The organism is Rhodococcus sp. MPR-R1B (assembly GCF_058793255.1).
On record NZ_JBXAFO010000007.1, the window covers coordinates 108,285 to 128,420 of the forward strand.

Sequence of the window (20,136 nt, forward strand, 5' to 3'; positions counted from 1 at the left end):
TGCATGACCGAGACCTTGCCCGACGTCCAACTGCTCGAAGAAGCACGTCCAGGGCGAGTCCGTTCAGCAGTGCGGCGCTCGGTCGTCCAGCGCGGTCGTCTGGTCGACCTCGCGATCATGGCGACGTTCACCGTCGCGGCGATCTACGTGATGTCCAACCTGTGGAGCGATCTGCAGTCCGGCTATCTGTTCAACGCGGGCCGCGACCAGGCCATGTGGGAATGGTTCTTCGCCGATACCGCTCACGCCCTCGCCCAGTTCCGCAGCCCACTGTTCAGTGACCTGCAGAATTATCCACTCGGCGTGAACCTGATGGCCAATACCGCGATGTTCGGCATCAGCATCCCGTTGGCCCCGATCACGCTGATCTTCGGACCGACCGCCACGTATGCGATCGGGCTGACCGCCGGCCTCGGCGGCACCGCCATCGCTTGGTACTGGGCATTCTCGCGGCACGTACTGACCGGAGTCTCCGTCCGCTCCAAGGTCGCCGCCGCCGTCGGAGCGGGGTTCTGCGGATTCGCGCCCGCCATGATCTCGCATGCCAACGGCCACCCGAACTTCGTCGCGTTCTTCGTACTTCCGTTCATATTCTTGCAGGTAGTGCGCATTTCGAACGGCAAGCGTCCGGTTCGCGACGGTGTCGTCCTCGGCCTACTCGTCGCCTGGCAGATCTTCCTCGGCGAAGAACCGCTCCTCATCTTCACGATGTCAGCCATGGTGTTCGGCGCCGCCTATGCACTGCCCGGCCTGGCCAAGTCGCGCCAGGCGATCAAGCGCGCGATGCCCGGCCTCGTGATCGGCGGCGCGGTCACACTCCTGATCACCGCGGTGCCGCTGTGGTCGCAGTTCTTCGGCCCAGCGAGCTACGACGGCGTCTCACACGGTCAGGCAGGCAACGACACCGCTGCACTCACCACGTTCCCGACCGAATCGGTTGCGGGCGACCCCGAGGGCGCGGAGTTCCGAATGAACCCGACCGAGGAGAACGCGTACTTCGGATGGCCGCTGGTGCTCCTGCTTCTCGGTGCAACGGTGTGGCTGTGGCGCATCCGCCTGACCCGCGCGGCTGCCGCCGTGATCGTGGTCATGGGTGTGCTCTCACTCGGTTCCGAACTGACCATCGACGGTGACAAGACCGGCATCACTCTGCCGTGGAAACTCCTCGCCGACCTGCCGTTGTTCGAATCGGTGCTCGAATCCCGATTCGCGATGGGCGCGATTCCGGCGATCGGGCTGCTGCTCACCCTCGGCACCTACCGCGCTTTTGTCGAACTTCGTGGACCGCGCCGCACGGCAGCCGGTGTCTGGCTGGTGGCTCTCGCCGTCGCGATGATTCCCCTGATCCCGACCCCCATCGACGCCGATCAGCGATCTGCGACGCCCGAATTCATCACCAGCGGCTCGTGGGAGAACTACGTCAGCGACGGCACCCTGGTGACGGTTCCCGTCGCGAGCGCCGAAGACGCCCGCGCACTGAGCTGGCAGGTCGACGCCGACTTCGGCTTCCCCATCGCCGGCGGGTACTTCGTCGGCCCGGATTCGAAGACCCGCGCCGGAATCTACGGCGCCGAGTCCCGGCCCACCTCGACCCTGCTGGTAAATGCCAAACAAACCGGCAAGGTCCCGTTGATCGACGTGGGCACCAGAGCGAACGCACTGACCGACCTGCGGTACTGGCACGCCGACGTACTGGTGCTTCCCCGATTCTCCGGCGACGACGCCCTGCGCCACACGGTCGACGAACTGGTCGGCTTCGACGCCAAGCGCGTCGACGACGTGTGGGTGTGGGACGTACGAGACCTCGTGAGCGGCAAGACCTCCAACCAGAGCTGAGCGGGTTGATCAGCGGGTCATGATCACCGGACCGTCTTCGGTGATCGCGACCGTGTGCTCACTGTGCGCAGCCCGGGCGCCCGAAACGGTGCGAAGGGTCCACCCGTCGGCGTCGTGCCGGTAGTCGTCGGTTCCGTCGGCGATGAGCATCGGTTCGATGGCGATGACCAGGCCGGGCCGTAGCCGGAAGCCTTTGCCTGCTCGGCCTTCGTTGGGCACGTCCGGGCCTTCGTGCATCTCGCGGCCGATGCCGTGCCCACCGTGATCGGCGAGCATTCCGTATCCGAGGCCGCGCGCGTACTGTCCGATCGCGGCACCGATGTCGCCCAATCGGTTTCCGGGCTGGGCGGCGGCAATGCCACGGGCTAGTGCCTCATCGGTCGCGTCGATCAGTGCCTGATCCTCACTACTTCCCTGTCCGACGGTGAAGCTGATGGCGGAGTCGCCGCACCAGCCGTCGAGTCTCGCACCGCAGTCGATACTGATCAGGTCACCGTCACGGAGTCGGTACCCATTCGGGATACCGTGCACCACAGCATCGTTCACGCTGATACAGGCCACACCGGGAAAGGGTATCGGCGCCGTCGCCGGCCGATAATTCAAGAACAGCGCCGAGGCGCCGGCAGCCGAAATGACCTCCGCGGCAACGGCGTCCAATTCGAGCAACGTCACTCCGACGCTCGCCGCCTCACGCGCCGCAGCCAGCGCCTGCGCGGTGATTCTCCCCGCCGCCGCCATCGCGTCGATTTCCCCTGCGGTCTTGATTTCGACCATCTCGAACACCTTCCTTGTCGAATAACTATACCGGTATTACTATAAGCACATGGTGCGCGTGCCGCTGACGGCGGAAGAACTCGAACGAGGACTACGACTGGGTGAACTCCTGCGATCGGCGCGGGGGGACCGAAGCATGGTTCAGGTAGCGCTCGACGCCGGCATCTCGGTCGAAACTCTGCGCAAGATCGAAACCGGCCGCATCGCGACACCTGCCTTCTTCACCATCAGCGCGGTCGCGGAAGTGTTGGGTATTTCACTCGACACCATCGCCCGAACACTTGAAACACCACAATCCGAACAGGAAGTTGCATCCTGAGTAGTTCTCTCAGGATGTGCGGGCCCGCACTCGCCTAACATCGTTCCTTGTGCCGTCTGAAGTAGTAGTGCCCCCGAAACCCGTGCCCACTGGCCCCGAAGCTCCCCGAGAATCGGATTCCCAGCGAGTCCGGACGGCACGACTCATCGCGATAGTCACCGGCCTTCTGGGCCTGCTTCTTGCACTCGCGACGCCCTTCCTGCCCGTCAAGCAGGAAGCCGCGAGCATCGACTGGCCGCAGGGTGGGACCGTCAACAGCGTCTCGTCGCCGCTGATCTCCTACTCGCCCACATCGCTCGACATCAGCATCCCCTGTTCCACCCTCGGCCAGTTGGGCGGCAGCGGCGGCACACTGCTCTCGACCATGCCGAACGGTGCGCCGGACCGAAACGCCCGCGGCCTCACCGTCCGCACCACTGCCGACCGCCTCGAAGCACTCACCCGTGATTCGGTGCTGATCTCGACCCCGCTCGATCAACTGAGCGGGTGCACGGCGATCACCATCACGACCAACTCCGAGCAGACCGTCGCGGCGGTCACCGGAATCGACGGCGTCGGCACCACCCTGACCGGTGACTACCGCCCACAGGTGGTCGGCATCTTCACCGACCTGCAGGGCGCAGCGCCCGCCGGACTGTCCGCCCACATGGACGTCGACTCCCGGTTCTCGTCCAGCCCCACACTTCTCAAACTGTTCGCGATGATCGTCGCGGCACTCTCGACCATCGTCTCGCTGTACGCACTGCACCGGATCGACGGCGTCGACGGCCGTCGTGCGCGGCGGTTCCTGCCGGCGCGATGGTGGAAGTTCACCGGCATCGACGCCCTAGTTATCGGCACGCTGGCGCTGTGGCATGTGTTCGGCGCCAACACTTCCGACGACGGTTACCTGCTCGGCATGGCCCGGGTCTCGGAGCACTCCGGGTACATGGCCAATTACTTCCGTTGGTTCGGCGTCCCCGAAGCGCCGTTCGGTTGGTACTACGACGTGCTGGCGCTGTTCGCGAAGGTCAGCACCGCGAGCATGTGGATGCGCCTGCCCGCGTTGATCGCCGGCATTCTGTGCTGGATGGTCATCAGCCGCGAGGTGATACCGCGACTCGGTGTTGCGGTGCGCCGCAACAAGGTTGCCATCTGGACGGGCGGGCTCGTGTTCCTGGCCTTCTGGTTGCCGTACAACAACGGCCTGCGTCCCGAGCCCATCATCGCCCTCGGCGCCCTGCTCACGTGGTGCTCCATCGAACGCGCCATCGCCACCGGACGTCTGTTGCCCGCCGCGATGGCCGTGCTGATCGCCGCATTCTCGCTGGCCGCCGGGCCTTCCGGGCTGATCGCCATCGGCGCGCTGATCGCCGGAGCCAGGCCGATCCTGCAGATCCTGATCGCCCGCGGCAAACGCGTCGGCTTCCTGTCCCAGATCATGCCGATTCTCGCCGCCGGAACCGTGGTGCTCGTCGCGGTCTTCGCAGATCAAACCCTCGCGACAGTTCTCGAATCGACCAGAGTGCGAACGGCCGTCGGGCCGAACGTTCCGTGGTTCGAGGAACGGTTGCGTTGGGACGCACTGATGACCATCTCCCCCGACGGCTCACTCGCACGCCGCTTCGGCATGTTCGTCATGATCGTCGGACTCGTCTTCTGCGTCATGATGATCCTGCGCAAGGGCCGGATCCCCGGCACCGCTATCGGGCCCTCGCGCCGAATCCTCGGCATCGTGTTCGCGTCACTGCTCCTGATGCAGTTCACCCCCACCAAGTGGACTCACCACTTCGGTGTGTACGCCGGTCTGGCCGCCACGGTGGCCGTCCTCGCTGCCGTCGGTGTGAGTGCGTCGAGCATGCGTTCCAAACGAAACCGCGCGCTGTTCGCCGCGGGCATCCTGTTCATCCTCGCTGTGGCGTTCACGAGCTCCAACGGCTGGTGGTACGTCTCGAGTTACGGCGTCCCGTGGTGGGACAAGCCGCCGTCAATCGCCGGCAAGGGATTCTCGACGGCCTTCCTCGGCCTCACGATTCTCGCACTGCTGCTGGCCGCGTGGTACCACGTCATGGAGCCGCGCCGGCGAAACGGCACGGAGGACAGCGTCAAGAAGACCAGGCGACTCCGCCTTCTCGCCCCGTCACCGTTGACCATCGCGGCCGGAGCGGTCGTGCTGTTCGAGGTGCTGTCCCTGCTCAAGGGCGCGGTCGCGCAGTACCCCGCGTATTCGATCGGCAAGTCCAACATCGAATCCGTCTTCGGCGGAAGCTGCGGTCTCGCGGGTGAGGTACTCGTCGAGTCCGATCCGAACGCCGGCGTTCTGCAATTGACGGATCGGCCCACCGATCTCGCCGGCGCAGGTGCATTCGGTGCGAGCGAATCAACCGGGTTCTCGCCGGACGGGGTTGCAGGCGACCTCACGGCCGACGCAGAAGACTCGACGGCAGGCAGTGCAAACAGCCTCGACACCTCGACCTCGCAGTCCGGCACCACCACGCCGGGAACCGAATCCGGCACCGCCGGTGGCTCGCAGTCGACGGCCGGCGTCAACGGCAGCAACGTCGCGCTCCCGTTCGGGCTCGACCCCGCAAAAACCCCGGTGCTCGGTAGTTACGGAGCACCTCAGAACGCGTCACTGACCACCGGTTGGTATTCACTCCCCGAGCGCAACGACGCCGCACCGCTCCTGACCGTCGCGGCCGCCGGACGCATCCGCTACGTCAACTCCGACGGCATCGTCACCCCCGGCGCAGTGCTGCAGGTCGAGTACGGCAAGAAGCAGGCCGACGGGAGCGTCGACGCACTGGGACGTGTCGATCCGATCGACATCGGCCCGTCGCCGTCGTGGCGCAACCTGCGCGTTCCGATGGATCAGCTGCCCGCAGACGCCGACACCGTGCGTCTGGTGGCCAGTGACACCGACATCAGCGCCGACCAGTGGCTGGCGGTCACACCGCCACGAGTGCCGACCATGCGCACGCTGCAGGACGTCGTCGGATCCACCGATCCCGTGCTGATGGACTGGGCTGTCGGTCTGGCCTTCCCGTGCCAACGTCCGGTGGATCACCTGTACGGCGTCGCCGAGATCCCCGACTGGCGCATCCTGCCCGACCGCATCGGCGCGGAGTCCACCAACGCCTGGCAGGACCACTACGGCGGCGGACCGCTCGGCTGGACTACCGAACTGCTCTCGGCCAGGGCATTGCCGACCTATCTGGACAACGACTGGGATCGTGACTGGGGATCGCTCGAGCAGTACACACCGCTCGATTCGGACGCGGTTCCCGCGCAAATGAACGTCACCACAGAGACCCGATCGGGCACCTGGACACCGGGCCCGATTCGTTACCAGTCGTAACTGTTACGCGTGGACCTACCAACCACCTGGGCACGGTAGGTCCACGCTCAGCCCTGACATACCATCGGTAGCCGTGCCCGACGCCGTGACAGCTTCACCTCAGACTTCGAGTTCGCCGCCTCCTGCTGGTCAGGATGCCCGCGAGCGTTTCCATCGCACGCGATGGGTCGCGATCATCGCCGGCTTGCTCGGCTTCGTGCTCGCACTGGCAACTCCGCTGCTTCCCGTCGTGCAGACGACGGCTTCGGTCAACTGGCCGCAGAACGGCGTGATCGGCGACGTCGAGGCACCGCTGATGGCGCAGGTTCCCATCGACGTCAACGCGTCGATCCCCTGCACCGCGGTCAGCTCGCTGCCCGAGGGCGGCGGCATCTTGCTGTCGACGGCACCTGCTCAGGGCGACGGCGCCGCGCTCTCGTCGATGTTCGTCCGCGTGTCCGCTACCAGCGTCGACGTGCTCGATCGCAACGTCGTCGTCGCTTCGGCGGCACGCGAGGACGTCGAGTCCAGTCGCTGTGGCGCCATCGCGTTCAGCTCTGACGTCAACCGAACCACGGCAGAGTTCGTCGGACTGACCTATCCCGACGGCAACCCGATTCGTGGCCAGCTCGACGGTGACTTCCGCCCGCAGGTGGTCGGCGTCTTCAGCGACCTGCCCGACGGCGCTGCCCCCGAGGGCCTCGGCTTCTCGATGACGATCGACTCACGTTTCTCCTCGAGCCCCAGCGTCTTGAAGCTGGTCGCGATGATCGTGGCCGTCCTCTCGACCATCGTCGCGCTGGTCGCCCTGGCTCGCCTCGACGGCACCGACGGCCGCAAGCACCGACGCTTCCTGCCCGCACGCTGGTGGAAGTTCTCCGGTATCGACGGAGTGGTGGTCGGCACGCTCGTCGTGTGGCACTTCATCGGCGCGAACACCGCCGACGACGGTTACCTCCTCACCATGGCCCGAGTCTCACCGGACGCGGGATACATGGCCAACTACTTCCGTTGGTTCGGCGTTCCCGAGGCCCCGTTCGGTTGGTATTACGAAGTGCTGGCCGTGATGGCGAAGATCTCGACCGCGAGCCCGTTCATGCGTCTGCCCGCTCTGCTCGCCGGAATCCTGTGCTGGATGGTCATCAGCCGCGAGGTCGTCCCGCGTCTCGGCCGGGCGGTTCGCCGGAGCAACGTCGCCCTCTGGACCGGCGGTCTGGTGTTCCTGTCCTTCTGGCTGGCGTACAACAACGGTCTTCGTCCCGAGCCCATCGTGGCTCTCGGCGCACTGCTCACCTGGTGCTCCATCGAGCGCGCCATCGCCACCGGACGTCTGCTGCCCGCGGCCACGGCAATCTTGATCGGCGCCTTCACTCTTGCCGCCGCACCCACCGGATTGATGTGTATCGCAGCCCTTCTCGCCGGTGTGCGCCCGTTGGTACGCATCGTCGTCAAACGTCACCGACTGGTCGGCACACTGCCGCTTCTCGCTCCGATCGCCGCTGCCGGAACCATCGTGCTGGTGGTCATCTTCGCCGACCAGACCTTTGCCGGTGTCATGGAAGCCACGCGCGTCCGAACGATCATCGGCCCCAATCTCGAGTGGTACCAGGACTTCCTGCGCTACTACTACCTCTTCGTCCAGACAGTCGACGGCTCGGTTGCCCGACGCTTCGCGTTCTTGACGATGATCCTGTGCCTCTTCACGACGCTCTTCGTGTTGTTGCGCCGCGGCCGCGTCCCCGGCGCGGCAACCGGTCCGTCGTGGCGCCTGGTCGGCGTCGTCTTCGGCACGATGTTCCTGATGATGTTCAACCCCACCAAGTGGACTCACCACTTCGGTGCGTACGCGGGTATCGCCGGTTCTCTCGCCGCGCTGACCGCCGTGGCCGTGTCCGCGTCCGCCCTGCGCTCGCGTCGTAACCGATCGGTGTTCGTGGCCGGACTGCTCCTGATGCTCGCGTTGACGTTCGCCGGCATCAACGGCTATTGGTACGTCTCGAGTTACGGCGTGCCGTGGTTCGACAAGACCATCTCCTACGACGGCCGTGAATCCAACACCCTGTTCCTCGCGCTCTTTGCTCTCGCCTTGGCGTTTGCCGCCTGGCAGTACCTGCGTGAGGGATTCGCAGCCCCGCCCGAGAAGCCGAACACGGCCAAGGGCAGACGAATTCGCAAATTCGCGGCCGCTCCCCTCACCGTGATTGCCGGTCTGATGGTCCTGTTCGAGGTGCTCTCGCTACTCAAGGGCGCAGTGTCGCAGTACCCGGCGTACTCGCTGGGCCGAAGCAACATCGAGGCACTCGCGGGCAAGACCTGCGGCATGGCCGAGGACGTTCTGGTCGAGACCGACGTCAATTCCGGGAATCTGCGGCCTCTGACCGCTCCCGGATTCAACGCCGAGGATCCGTTGTCCGGAGTTGATTCGAAGGGCTTCTCCCCCAATGGGGTTCCCAGCGATCTGACTGCGGATTACATCGAAGTCAAGCAGGGCATGGGCAATACCGACAGCCAGAGTGTCGGTCCCACCTTCGCCACCGGTTCCGGTGCCGGAACCAGCGGCGGCACCGGCAACGTCGGCGTCAACGGCAGCACGGCCAAGCTCCCCTTCGGCCTCGATCCGTCGAAGACACCGGTCATGGGCAGCTACCAGCCCGGCGTGCAGGAACCTGCTTCCCTCATCTCGAGTTGGTACGGATTGCCCACTCGCAGTGAAGAATCACCGCTGGTGGTCATGTCCGTCGCCGGGCGTGTGTGGTCCGTCGACAACACGGGTGCGATCACGTACGGCCAGTCACTGTTGGTCGAGTACGGCAAGACTCAGCCCGACGGAACCGTGCAGGTTCAGGGTTCGTACATGCCGCGAGACATCGGACCCGCGCCGTCGTGGCGCAATGTCCGTATCCCGATCGACGAACTCGCGCCGGACGCCGACGCCGTTCGGGTGGTCGCGTTCGATCCCAACCTCACAGGCGATCAGTGGATGGCATTCACGCCGCCGCGCGTGCCCAAGCTCGAGTCCCTGAACTCGTACATCGGCAACGAGCAGCCGGTGCTTCTGGACTGGGCTGTCGGCCTTCAGTTCCCGTGCCAACGTCCGTTCACACATCAGAACGGCGTGGCCGAGATGCCGAACTTCCGCATCCTCCCGGACCGTCCTCTTGCGGTCAGTTCCACCGACACCTGGCAGTCCGCGGACAACGGTGGCCCGCTCGGATTCACCGAGGTTCTTGCCGGTGCGACGACGGTTCCGACGTACCTGAAGGACGACTGGGCGCGGGACTGGGGATCACTCGAGCGCTACGACCGGTACTTCCCCAATGCGGTTCCGGCAGAGGTGGAGACGGGCACCGCAACCCGCTCGGGCATGTGGATGCCCGGCGAGATGCGGGTGCATTAGCCTGCGCTACCTACTCGGGTGACTGCTCGGGTGCGACGCACGGAGACGGCAGAGACCGCTCCGACAACGACGACGCACCCGAGTAGTTGCCCGATACCGGGCCGTTCGCCGAGCAGCACAACCGCCAGCAGTACGGCAAGTACCGGTTGCATGAGCAGGAGCGTCGCGCCCACCTCGGCGGGAAGCCGAGGGAGCGAGTGCCCCATCAGCATCCAGCCGAACACCTGGCCGACCAGCGCCAGTGCCGCGAGCCAGCCGAAGGCTTCCCAGCCCGGGACGAAATCGATCCGGCCCCACAGTGATCCGATGACGGACCCGGCGATGCCCGCGGACGTCGTCGAGATCAACACCTGGCTCGCTGCCCGATCCGCCTCGCCCGTCCGGCCGACCACGAAGATGTAGCCGCCGTAGGCGATTCCGGAGACGAGCGAGAGCGCCGTTCCCCACAGCAAGTCGTCGCCGGTTCCCCCACCCCCGAACACGCCGCCCGCCAAGGCGATTCCCGTGAACATGAACGGCAGGGCGAAGACGAACCGCATCGGCACCCGATGGCCGAACACCAACCAGGACAGTGCGGGCACCACGACCACCTGCACGTTCACAACGACGCTCGCCATCCCCGCGCCGATCATCAGAATCGACTGCGACCACAACGCGAAATCCAGCCCGAGCAGCAGACCGCCGAGCACCTGCAGAACGACTGCCCGCCGGCTCGGCTTGCCCACCCGGCGGTACTCCCGCCACGCCAACCACAACAGCGGCGGCAAGGCCAGGAAGCAACGGAAGAAGACGGCGGTCGAGGGCCCCACATCGGCCAGCTTGATGAGGAGCGAACTGATCGAGATCGCAGCTGCGCCTCCGACGACGAGCAATCGAGGGTCGATGCGCCCCCGAGGAGTTCGGGTGGGTGTCGGTGTCTGCGCGGTCGCGGAGGTCAGTGTGGTCACTCGACAATGTTCCTGCCGCTAACTATTCAGCACAAGCAAATGTTCAGACCGTATATTCGGTAGCATTACTACTGTGTTGAATCTCGAAAGACTTCGCGCCCTGCACGCCGTCGCCGAGAACGGATCAGTGGCGGCTGCCGCCCGCACCTTGCATGTCACACCGTCCGGGATTTCGCAGCAGTTGAACAAACTCGAGCGCGAGGTCGGTGTTCCGCTCCTCGAACCGCAGGGCCGCGGTGTGCGACTCACAGAAGCGGGCCGAATCCTCGCGCGCCGAACCGCAGAGGTTCTCTCGACGCTCGCTCAGGCCGAGGCGGAAATCGCGTCGCTGCAGAGCGAGGTGACGGGCCGCGTACGTATCGGCGCCCTGGTCTCCCCCAGCAGGACGGTGCTGCCGCGAGCCATCGCCGAAATCAGGCATGCGCACCCGCAGCTCGAAATCACCTTCAACGAAGGCGAATCCGAAGAACTGCTCCCCGCACTGATTCGCCGCGACCTCGACGTCGTGGTGGTCGACAGTTGGAGCACTCTGCCCGTCGAACTTCCCGACGGACTTTCCTTCACACCCGTGTACGACGACGTGGCGCTGCTCGCTCTCCCGGCGTCACATCCGCTGGCGGAGAACAAGGTCGTCGCGCTCAGCGAGCTGTCCGAGCATGCCTGGGCGACGTGGACACGGGGAACGGACTTTCACACCTTCACCGTCCGGACCCTGCGCGCGCAGGGGTTCGACCCACGAATCGAGTACGAGGTCGCCGAGTTTCCCACCCAGGTCGAATTCGTCGCTCAGGGCCTCGCCGTCGCATTGATTCCACGTCTGGCGAGAGTTGTACCGCCGGAAGGTGTTCGAATGCTCGACACGGTTCCGCCGCTCGGCCGAGACATCTACCTCGCCTGGCGGACAGACAGCGAAAGGCCGGCCGTCCTGGCGGCGATAGAAGCGCTACGCCGCCAGTTCGACGCCCTCGGTGACAAAAAGAACTAGAGCGGCATCAAGTTGTGCTTGCGCGGGTTCTTGAAGATCGTCTTGTCCGCGAGCAACTTCAGAGCCTTACGGATCTCGAGACGCGTCTGCGAAGGCTCGATCACCGCGTCGATGTATCCGCGCTCGGCCGCGATGTACGGCGTCGCGACGAACTCGTTGTAGAAGTTGATCAGCTGAGCACGCACCGCGGGTGCATTCTCACCGGCCTCGGCGAGCTGACGCCGCCCCATGATGTTGACGGCACCCTCGGCGCCCATCACGGCGATACGAGCGGTCGGCCACGCGAGGTTGATGTCGGCACCGAGCTGCTTGCAGCCCATGACGGCATAACCGCCGCCGTACGCCTTACGAACCACCACAGTCACCTTCGGCACAGTGGCTTCGATGTACGAGAACAGGAAACGCCCGCCGCGCTTGATGACGCCGACCTTTTCCTGATCGACGCCGGGAAGGAAGCCCGGTGTGTCGACGACGAAGACGAGCGGGATGTTGAAAGCGTCGCACAGACGCACGAAGTGGGCGGCCTTGTCGGAGCTGTCCGCGTCGAGGGCGCCACTGAGGTACGTGGGCTGGTTGGCCACGACACCGACGGGCAGGCCGTCGACGCGGGAGAATCCGGTGATCACGTTGTGCGCGACCTGGGCTCCGATTTCGTGGAAAGTGCCGTCGTCGAAGATCCGCAGAATGATGTCGTGCATGTCGTAGCCGGCGTTGTCGGCATCCGGCATGAACGCATTGAGTTCGAGATCCGACTCGGTGATCTCGGGTTCGAGGCCCGGGTTGATCAGCGGCGCCTTCTCCTGGCACGACGACGGCATGAAGCTCAGGTACTCACGCACCCAGTCGAAGGCAGCCTTCTCGTCGGGAGCGACGTGATGGATGTTTCCGTACTCCGCCTGCTTGCGGGCTCCACCCAAGTCCTCGAGGCTGACCTCTTCGCCGGTGACCGACTTGATGACGTCGGGTCCGGTGACGAACATGTACGACTCTTCGGTCGCGACCACGACGTCCGTGTTGATCGGGGCGTACACGGCACCGCCGGCGCATTTACCGAGGATGACCGAGATCTGCGGGCACAGGCCGGACAAAGGCTCCTGACGTGAACCCATGTTGGCGTACCAGGCCAACGAGGAAACGGCGTCCTGGATGCGAGCTCCACCGGAATCGTTGATACCGACGACCGGGCAGCCCACCTTCAGCGCAAAATCGTTGACAGCTGCGACCTTACGGCCGAACATCTCTCCGGCGGCACCGCCGAACACCGTCTGATCGTGCGCGAACACGGCTACCGGACGCCCGTCGACGGTTCCGTGACCGGTCATGACGCCGTCGCTGTACGGGTTGCCCTCGCCCGCCATCTTCACCAGGGCACCGATCTCGATGAAGCTACCGGGGTCGAGCAACATGTCGATGCGCTGGCGCGGCGTGCTGTGCCCTGCTGCATCGCGCTTGGCAATGGCCCGAGCCGAGCCGGGTTCCTTTGCCTTCTCCAACTTTTCGCGGAGTTCAGCGAGCTTCTCCGCGGTGGTTGTCGTCACTTCTGAACTCCGGTTTCCGCTGCTTTGGTCTGAGCTGTCTCGATCTGGGCCAGCTTGGTGGTGAGGTCTGCCGCAACCTTCGCGATGTACGGCTCGTCGACGATCTGCAGGTGGTCCCCGCCGATGTAGACGACCTCGAGGTTCTTCACGTAGTCACCCCAGCCACCATCCGCCTTGCGGGTCTTGAATGCAGGCTCGAGCGTCATCAGCTCGTCGTGGTACTTGTCAGCCATGTAGAGCACGACGTCGCCGTCGTAACTGCTGAACTCGGCCGTCTGGATGGCGCGATTGTCCAACCACGACGTCCGCTGATGCTCGATGATGCCGCCGGGAATCTTGGCGCCGCTCATCTTGATCATGTCCATCAAGATCTGGATCTGATCCTCGTCGGCTTCGGTGGAAGCCAGAACGTCAAGCGGCAGCGGCACATCCAGGTTGTAGGTGCGCTTGGCGAACTTGCCGTAGCGCTCCCAACGCTTGCGTCGTTCCGCCTCGGTGTCCGGCACGACCTCGCCGGCCATGACGGTGTCGAGCAGCCCGACCACACGCACGTCGGCGCCCTGCTCGCGCAGCAACTTCGCGACCGCATACGACATCACGCCACCGAACGACCAGCCACACAGCACGTACGGCCCGTCGCCCTGGATCTCACGCAGCAGCGGAACGTAAGCAGCAGCGCGGGTTTCGATCGAGCCCTCGACCCGCTCGAACCCGTACATCGGCGTGCCGGCGGGCAGGCGCTTGAGCAGAGGCTCGTACGTCACCGTCGAACCACCGGCAGCATGGAAGACGAATACCGGTACGGCAGTGGAACCTTCGGGACGGGCACGCAGAGTACGTACGAGTCCGTCGATCTTGCCGTCGTCCTCGAGGTACTGGCGAACGACGTCCGCAAGCTCTTCGATGGTGGTGGAGTCGAGAACGTCGTCGAGAGTGATCTCGCCGCCGGCACGCTCGGAAAGCCGAGCAGCAAGCTTCTCGGCGACCTCGCCACCGACGATCGGCAGATCGTTGAAGATGCCCTTGGCCGACTTCCCGGTGACAACCGCCCACGTCGCAAACGTCAAGCGCTCGGCCGCATCTCGCGGCGGAACGTCCGAGCCTGCGTCGTCGGCAGTTCCGGCTCGAGAAGGATCGGAAGGCGCAGCAGCAACCGGAGCAGTGGTAGGTAGTTCCACTGCCACCTCTGCGGGAGCAACGTCCTCGTCAGCAGCGTCGGCCGCCAACTTCTCCGCGGCCTGCTTGTCGGCCATCGCCTGAACCTCTTCGCGATTGTCGATCGCGTAGCGCAGGTACTTGTTGACCTCGTTGAGGCTCGCATCCTTGACTGCCTGGAGCTGGAGCTGCGGAATGTCGAACTCGTACTCGACGCGGTTCTTGATACGCATCGCCATGAGCGAGTCGAGACCCAGTTCGATGAGCGGAACCTCGGCCGGCAGATCCTCCGGCGAGTACCCCATCGACTCGGCAACCACGATCTTGAGGCGGTCGTCGAGGCTCTGCGAACCGTTCGGATCCCACTTGTCTCCGGCGTCTTCGACGACCTCGGCCAAGGATTCCATCGGCGCACTGGTCTTGACCGGCGCGCTGACGACCAGCTCGGGCAGCGGCTCACCGGACGTGACGACGGCGTCGAAGAGCAGACGGAACGTAGCACCCTCACGAGCGTGCACCTGCACCGACGCTCCACCCGGATGCGGATTGAGTGTCGTGGTCAGGGTCGCAGCGCCGGCCAGCTCACCGTGCGGAACAGCAGCGGTCAGAGAGACATCCGAAAGCACCTGTCCGGCAGCAGCGCTCACCAGCACAGCCAGATCGGTGACGGCGGATGCGTCGACCTCCCACACGTGGCGGCCGTCGGGCAGAGCGACGTGCGAACCGGGTACGCGAGCCGAACCGCCGGCACTGACGCGAATGTCGAGCCAATACGGCTTACGCAGGAATGCGGTACGCGGAACCGAAGCGAAATCGCCTGCGGGAAGCAGAGACTCGAGGTTCACGGCATGGCCGTGCACGTACAGCTGCGCGAGAGCGGCAAGAACACCCGCGGACTCGTCTTCCTTACGCTTGAGCGTCTGGATGAGCTCCATGTCGTGCAGGCCCGAATCGAACGCGGTAGCCGCCACCGACATCAGCGTCACCGGATTGGGTGCAAGCTCGACAAAAGTGGTGTGGCCGTGGGCAACTGCACCGCGTACCGCGTTGGTGAAGTACACGCTGTGGCGAAGACCCTTGACCCAGTACGCCTCTTGATGGATCGGCTCGTGACCGGGGCGGTAGAAGGTGTCCTTGTCGACGGACGAGTAGACGCCGAGCTTCAACGTGGTCGGCTCGATACCGGCCAACTCGGCGGCAAGCTCACCGAGCAGCGGATCGACCTGCGAAGTATGGCTGGCACCCTTGGTCTGCAGGACACGCGCCATCTTGCCGTCGGCCTCGGCGGCCGCGACGATCGCCTCGATGTCCGGCTGTGGTCCACCGATCACCGTGTGCGTCGGAGCTGCGTAAACACAGACCTCGAGCTTGGGGTACGTGGGCAGCAGCGCCTCGATCTCGGATGCGCTGTACTCGAGCAGAGCCATCAGACGGATGTCGTCACCGACAAGTGCGCCCTCGGCCTCACCCATCAGCCGTGAACGTGAACAGATCACGCGGACAGCGTCTTCCAGGTTCAGACCGCCGGAAACGTACGCGGCAGCGGCCTCACCCATCGAGTGCGGAACCACGGCTTCGGCCTCGGCGCCGTGGTGACGCAGCAACGCGGCCAGACCGACCTGGATGGTGAAGATTCCCACCTGGGCGGTCTCGACGTTGTACTCGATCGAATCGTCGAGGAACATCTCGACCATCGAGTAACCGGCCTCGTCCTGGATCAGCGCGTCGACCTCGTCGACGGCCGCCTTGAAGGCCGAGTTCTCCGTGTAGAGCTGCTTGGCCATCTTGCGGTGCTGCGAGCCGAAGCCCGAGAACACCCACACCGCGCCCTTGGGCGACGGAGAGTCGGCCGAGAAGACTCCTTGAGCAGGCTTGCCTGCGGCGACGGCGCGCAGCGAGCTGATGGCCTCGGAGCGCGTCTTCGCCAGAACAGCGGCGCGCGAGCGTCCGTGGTTGCGACGCGCGAGTGTGCGGGCGACGTCGGCGAGGGGCGTCTTGCTTCCCTCCTCGGTTTCGAGCCAGTCGGCCAGGTCAGCGGCTGCGCGGCGACGACGCGACGGCAGCGCACCGGAAACGGCCAGCACAACGGTGCTCTCGTTCTCTGCTGCCGGTTCGTCGACCACCGGGGCATCCACAACCGGTTCATCGACTACTGCGTCGGCAGGCACGTACTCCTTGACCACGACGTGCGCGTTGGTTCCACCGAAACCGAAACCGGAGACACCGGCGACAGCCTTGCCGGTGTAGCGCGGCCAGTCGGTGGCCTCGGGCGTCACCTGCAGGTGCGACTTCTCGAAGTCGATGTGCGGGTTCGGGCCCAGGTAGTTGATCGTCGCGGGAATCTTGTTTTCCTGCATCGCCAAAACGACCTTGATCAGGCCGGCGGCACCTGCAGCTGCTTCCAGGTGCCCGAAGTTGGTCTTCGCGCTACCGAGCAGTGCCGGCTTGTCTTCGTCACGACCACGACCGACGACACGACTGAGCGCGTCGGCCTCGATGGGATCACCGAGATCGGTACCCGTTCCGTGCGCCTCGATGTAGTCGACGGTGGTCGGCAAGATTCCGGCGTCGCGGTACGCGAAACGCAACACGTCGGCCTGGGCATCGGGATTGGGTGCGAGCAGACCGTTGGAACGGCCGTCCTGGTTGACCGCGGATCCGGCGATCACCGCGAGGATGGAATCTCCGTCACGCTCGGCGTCTTCGAGACGCTTGAGCACGACGAGTCCGCCGCCCTCACTGCGAACGATGCCCTGAGCCTGAGCGGAGAAGGCACGCAGTTTTCCGTCGGGAGCGAGCATCCCGGTCTGATCGAAACCGAGGGTTCCGGGAGGGGCCAGCAGCATGTTGACGCCACCGGCCAGCGCGATGTTGGAGTCACCGCTGCGCAGCGAGCGCACAGCCTCGTGAACGGCAACCAGCGAAGACGAACACGCGGTGTCCAGAGCGATGGACGGTCCACGGAAGTCGAAGAAGTACGAGACCCGGTTCGCGACGATCGCCGTCGACGTTCCGGTCAACGCGTACGGATGCGCCGTCGTCGGATCACTGACCGCGAGCAACTGGTAGTCGTTGGCGGAACTGCCGATGAAAACACCGACCTGCTTGCCCTTGAGCCCACTGGCCGGAATGCGAGCGTGCTCGAGTGCTTCCCACGCGAGTTCGAGTGCGAGGCGCTGCTGCGGATCGACGTTGACGACCTCGAGCGGAGACATCGCGAAGAACTCGGCGTCGAAGCCCTTGACGTCGTCGAGGTACCCGCCCTTGGTGTTCGCGTTCTCGACCGCGGCCTTGATGGCGGGATCCGACATGAACTCGGCCCAGCGGTCCTCGGGGAGGTCGCTGATGCCGTCGCGTCCGTCCGCCAGCATTTCCCACATGTCCGAAGGCGTGTGCCCGGCACCGGGGAATCGTGTGGACAGTCCGACGATGGCGATGTCGTGAGCGTCCGTCGTGCCGCCTGAGACGTAATACGAGGCGTCGACGGTCTCCTCCGGCGCCTCGGGCTCACCTTCGATGATCCGAGTAGCCAGCGAAGCGATGGTGGGGTGTTGATAGGCAACCGTGGCGGTCAGCGTGACGCCGAGCAGATCCTCGATGTCTCCGCTCAGAGCAACTGCGTCCCGCGAGGCGAGCCCGAACTCTTCCATCGGGCGATCGTCCGTGATCGACCCCGCCGGCTGACCGGTCGCGTTGGCGATCCAATTGCGAAGCCACTCACGCAGCTGCGCGACACTCATTTCGCTCACAACGTCTTTGCTCTGCGCACCATCTTGTTCAACCATCAACTCACCAAGCCACCGATCATGAAGGGACTGCTCCTCAAACGCTATCGGGGAATGCGGTCTGCTGATAGCCGCCTCGCAACGTTCCCTCGATATAGCTCGCCTTACACGCGCGGCGAGCGATCTTGCCGCTGGACGTACGCGGAATCGAACCCGCGGGGACGAGCAGGATGTCTCGGGCCGTGACGCCGTGACGGGAAGAAATCGCCGCACGCACAGTGTCCGCGATCGGCTGCGGATCGGCCTTGCCTGCGCCGGGAGCACGCTCGGCCACGATGACCAACTGCTCCGAGGAATCGTCGTCGTCGAACTTCAGACCCGAGTGCGTGTTGGAGAACACGACGGACGGCAGCTGGTTGGCCGGTACGGCAAACGCAGCGATGAAGCCGGGGCGCAGAGCCGGGCTGGCTTCCTGAGCCGAAGCCTCGAGGTCCTGCGGGTAATGATTGCGACCGTCGACGATCACGAGGTCCTTGACGCGCCCGGTGATGTACAGCTCGCCGTCGACGTAGACGCCGAAGTCGCCGGTACGCATCCAGTTGGCATCCGCCGGCGTGCCCTCGGTGTGGCTGTCTTCGCTCAACCGATTGTCCAGCTTGTTGTGGAAGGTCTCCGCCGTCTCGTCGGGGCGACCCCAGTAGCCGATACCGATGTTCTCGCCGTGCAACCAGATCTCGCCGACGTGATTGTCGGGGACCTCGGTCAGCGTCTCGGGATCGACGATCGCCGCCCACTGACTGCGCGAGACGTACCCACAGGAGACCTGCGCGATTGCGTTCTCGGAGTACTGGTCGACGATGACCATGCGTCCCTTGTTGAGTTCCGTGCGGTCGACGTAGATGACCTTGGCCTCGTCGGAATGCTTGGTCGAGGAGACGAAGAGCGTCGCCTCGGCCATGCCGTACGACGGCTTGATCGCAGTCTTGGGCAGACCGTACTGAGCAAAAGCGTCGTTGAACTTGCGCATCGACGACGTCGTGACCGGCTCACTGCCGTTGATCAGACCGATGACGTTGCTCAGGTCCAGGGTCTCGCCGTCCTTCGGCAGGCCACGCGCGGCAGCGTGCTCGAAAGCGAAGTTGGGAGCGGCAGCAAAGGTGCCGGCGCCGTCGGAAACCGCAGCAAGTTCCTTGATCCACCGGTACGGCCGCTGCACGAAAGCACGCGGGCTCATGATGGTGATGTACTTGCCGCCCAGAGCAGGCAGGATGACCGTCAGCAGGCCCATGTCGTGGAACAGCGGCAGCCACGTGACGCCCCGAGAGTCCTCGTTGAGTTCGATGGAGTCGACCATCTGGAGCGCGTTCGTTCCGACAGCACGATGGGTGATCTCCACGCCGGCGGGAACTCGGGTCGAACCCGAGGTGTACTGCAGGTACGCGATGTCGTCGAGTTCGATGTCGGGGCGAACCCACGTTTCACCGACGGTGTCGGGAATCGCGTCGACGGCGATGATGCGCGGACGCTCGGCAGCGGGAAGCGAGCGGAACAACTGTCGAACACCGGCCGCCGACGATGCGGCAGTCAGAATCGCAGTCGGCTTGCAGTCACCGAGAACAGCGTGAAGACGGTCGGTGTGACCGGGCTCGTCCGGATCGAAGAGCGGCACCGCGATGGAACCGGCCTGAATGGCCGCGAAGAACGAAATGACGTAGTCGAGTCCCTGCGGAGCAAGAATCGCGACACGGTCGCCACGCTTGGTGACCTGCTGCAGACGGGCTGCAACAGCGCGCAGACGCACACCGAACTGCTCCCAGGTCAGCTCCAGGGCTTCACCGTCACGCTCGCGTGAGTAGTCGATGTACCGATACGCGAGCTCGTCCGCGTTGACACGCGAGTGTTGCTCGACGTAGTCGACCAGCGTGAAGCCTGGTTGCAGGCGGATCTGGCCCTTCTCGTCGAGAAAGCCATCGAACAGCGCGTTCATTCCATCTCCTCCGAAGCGATCACACAAGCACTGTCTTTCATGCCTGCGCCCCAGACTTCCTTCGCTCTCTCGGGTCCATCTTCGATCAATCGAATCGCACTTTGTGCGCAACTCACCTGAATCACTTCATCGATCCCAAACCATCGATATGTTACAG

The 20,136-nt window shown here is 64.7% G+C and carries 10 protein-coding genes; 5 read left to right on the top strand and 5 right to left on the bottom strand.

What is annotated here, in order from left to right:
• Positions 1–3: 3 nt before the first annotated feature.
• A complete protein-coding gene (locus AC1Q61_RS12350) occupies positions 4–1,836 on the top strand; it encodes a hypothetical protein (protein WP_042921226.1) in 1,833 nt (610 codons plus the stop codon).
• A gap of 9 nt (positions 1,837–1,845) precedes the next feature.
• On the opposite strand, the gene map is transcribed toward AC1Q61_RS12350, so the two are convergent.
• Positions 1,846–2,610, bottom strand: a complete 765-nt coding sequence (gene map, locus AC1Q61_RS12355) for a type I methionyl aminopeptidase (protein ID WP_029537381.1) — start codon at positions 2,608–2,610, stop codon at positions 1,846–1,848.
• Positions 2,611–2,659: 49 nt separating this feature from the next.
• On the opposite strand from map, the gene AC1Q61_RS12360 reads away from it, so the two are divergent.
• The 3 genes from AC1Q61_RS12360 to AC1Q61_RS12370 all read left to right on the top strand — a co-directional run bounded on the left by AC1Q61_RS12360 (position 2,660) and on the right by AC1Q61_RS12370 (position 9,642).
• The gene (locus AC1Q61_RS12360) at positions 2,660–2,929 is read left to right on the top strand and encodes a helix-turn-helix domain-containing protein (RefSeq protein WP_003943854.1); all 270 of its coding nucleotides are present in this window, start codon (positions 2,660–2,662) and stop codon (positions 2,927–2,929) included.
• 82 nt (positions 2,930–3,011) lie between these two features.
• Positions 3,012–6,266, top strand: coding sequence for an arabinosyltransferase domain-containing protein (locus AC1Q61_RS12365; RefSeq protein WP_215515615.1), 3,255 nt, complete (start codon positions 3,012–3,014; stop codon positions 6,264–6,266).
• A gap of 73 nt (positions 6,267–6,339) precedes the next feature.
• Positions 6,340–9,642, top strand: a complete 3,303-nt coding sequence (locus AC1Q61_RS12370; protein WP_030535817.1) for an arabinosyltransferase domain-containing protein — start codon at positions 6,340–6,342, stop codon at positions 9,640–9,642.
• Here the strand turns inward: AC1Q61_RS12370 and AC1Q61_RS12375 are convergent.
• On the bottom strand, positions 9,639–10,589 hold the full coding sequence (locus tag AC1Q61_RS12375) for a DMT family transporter (protein WP_058227044.1): 951 nt from the start codon (positions 10,587–10,589) through the stop codon (positions 9,639–9,641). The two genes, AC1Q61_RS12370 and AC1Q61_RS12375, sit on opposite strands and share 4 nt — an antisense overlap.
• A gap of 73 nt (positions 10,590–10,662) precedes the next feature.
• On the opposite strand from AC1Q61_RS12375, the gene AC1Q61_RS12380 reads away from it, so the two are divergent.
• Entirely contained in the window at positions 10,663–11,574 is a 912-nt protein-coding gene (locus AC1Q61_RS12380; RefSeq protein WP_007731813.1) for a LysR family transcriptional regulator, read from the top strand.
• On the opposite strand, the gene AC1Q61_RS12385 is transcribed toward AC1Q61_RS12380, so the two are convergent.
• Genes AC1Q61_RS12385 through fadD32 form a run of 3 tightly spaced genes read right to left on the bottom strand, consistent with a single transcriptional unit; the run spans position 11,571 to position 19,979 of the window.
• Entirely contained in the window at positions 11,571–13,112 is a 1,542-nt protein-coding gene (locus AC1Q61_RS12385; protein WP_003943957.1) for an acyl-CoA carboxylase subunit beta, read from the bottom strand. The genes AC1Q61_RS12380 and AC1Q61_RS12385 overlap by 4 nt on opposite strands.
• Entirely contained in the window at positions 13,109–18,052 is a 4,944-nt protein-coding gene (gene pks13 / locus AC1Q61_RS12390) for a polyketide synthase Pks13 (RefSeq protein ID WP_215515569.1), read from the bottom strand. The genes AC1Q61_RS12385 and pks13 overlap by 4 nt, the downstream gene beginning before the upstream one ends.
• Positions 18,053–18,089: 37 nt before the next feature.
• Positions 18,090–19,979, bottom strand: coding sequence for a long-chain-fatty-acid--AMP ligase FadD32 (fadD32, locus tag AC1Q61_RS12395; RefSeq protein ID WP_003943899.1), 1,890 nt, complete (start codon positions 19,977–19,979; stop codon positions 18,090–18,092).
• Between the last annotated feature and the right edge of the window lie 157 nt (positions 19,980–20,136).

What these genes read in the sequence shown, in the direction of transcription:
- AC1Q61_RS12350 (WP_042921226.1), top strand. Translation starts at nt 4, where the DNA reads ATGACCGAGACCTTGCCCGACGTCCAACTGCTCGAAGAAGCACGTCCA.
- map (WP_029537381.1), bottom strand. Translation starts at nt 2,610, where the DNA reads ATGGTCGAAATCAAGACCGCAGGGGAAATCGACGCGATGGCGGCGGCG.
- AC1Q61_RS12360 (WP_003943854.1), top strand. Translation starts at nt 2,660, where the DNA reads ATGGTGCGCGTGCCGCTGACGGCGGAAGAACTCGAACGAGGACTACGA.
- pks13 (WP_215515569.1), bottom strand. Translation starts at nt 18,052, where the DNA reads ATGGTTGAACAAGATGGTGCGCAGAGCAAAGACGTTGTGAGCGAAATG.
- fadD32 (WP_003943899.1), bottom strand. Translation starts at nt 19,979, where the DNA reads ATGAACGCGCTGTTCGATGGCTTTCTCGACGAGAAGGGCCAGATCCGC.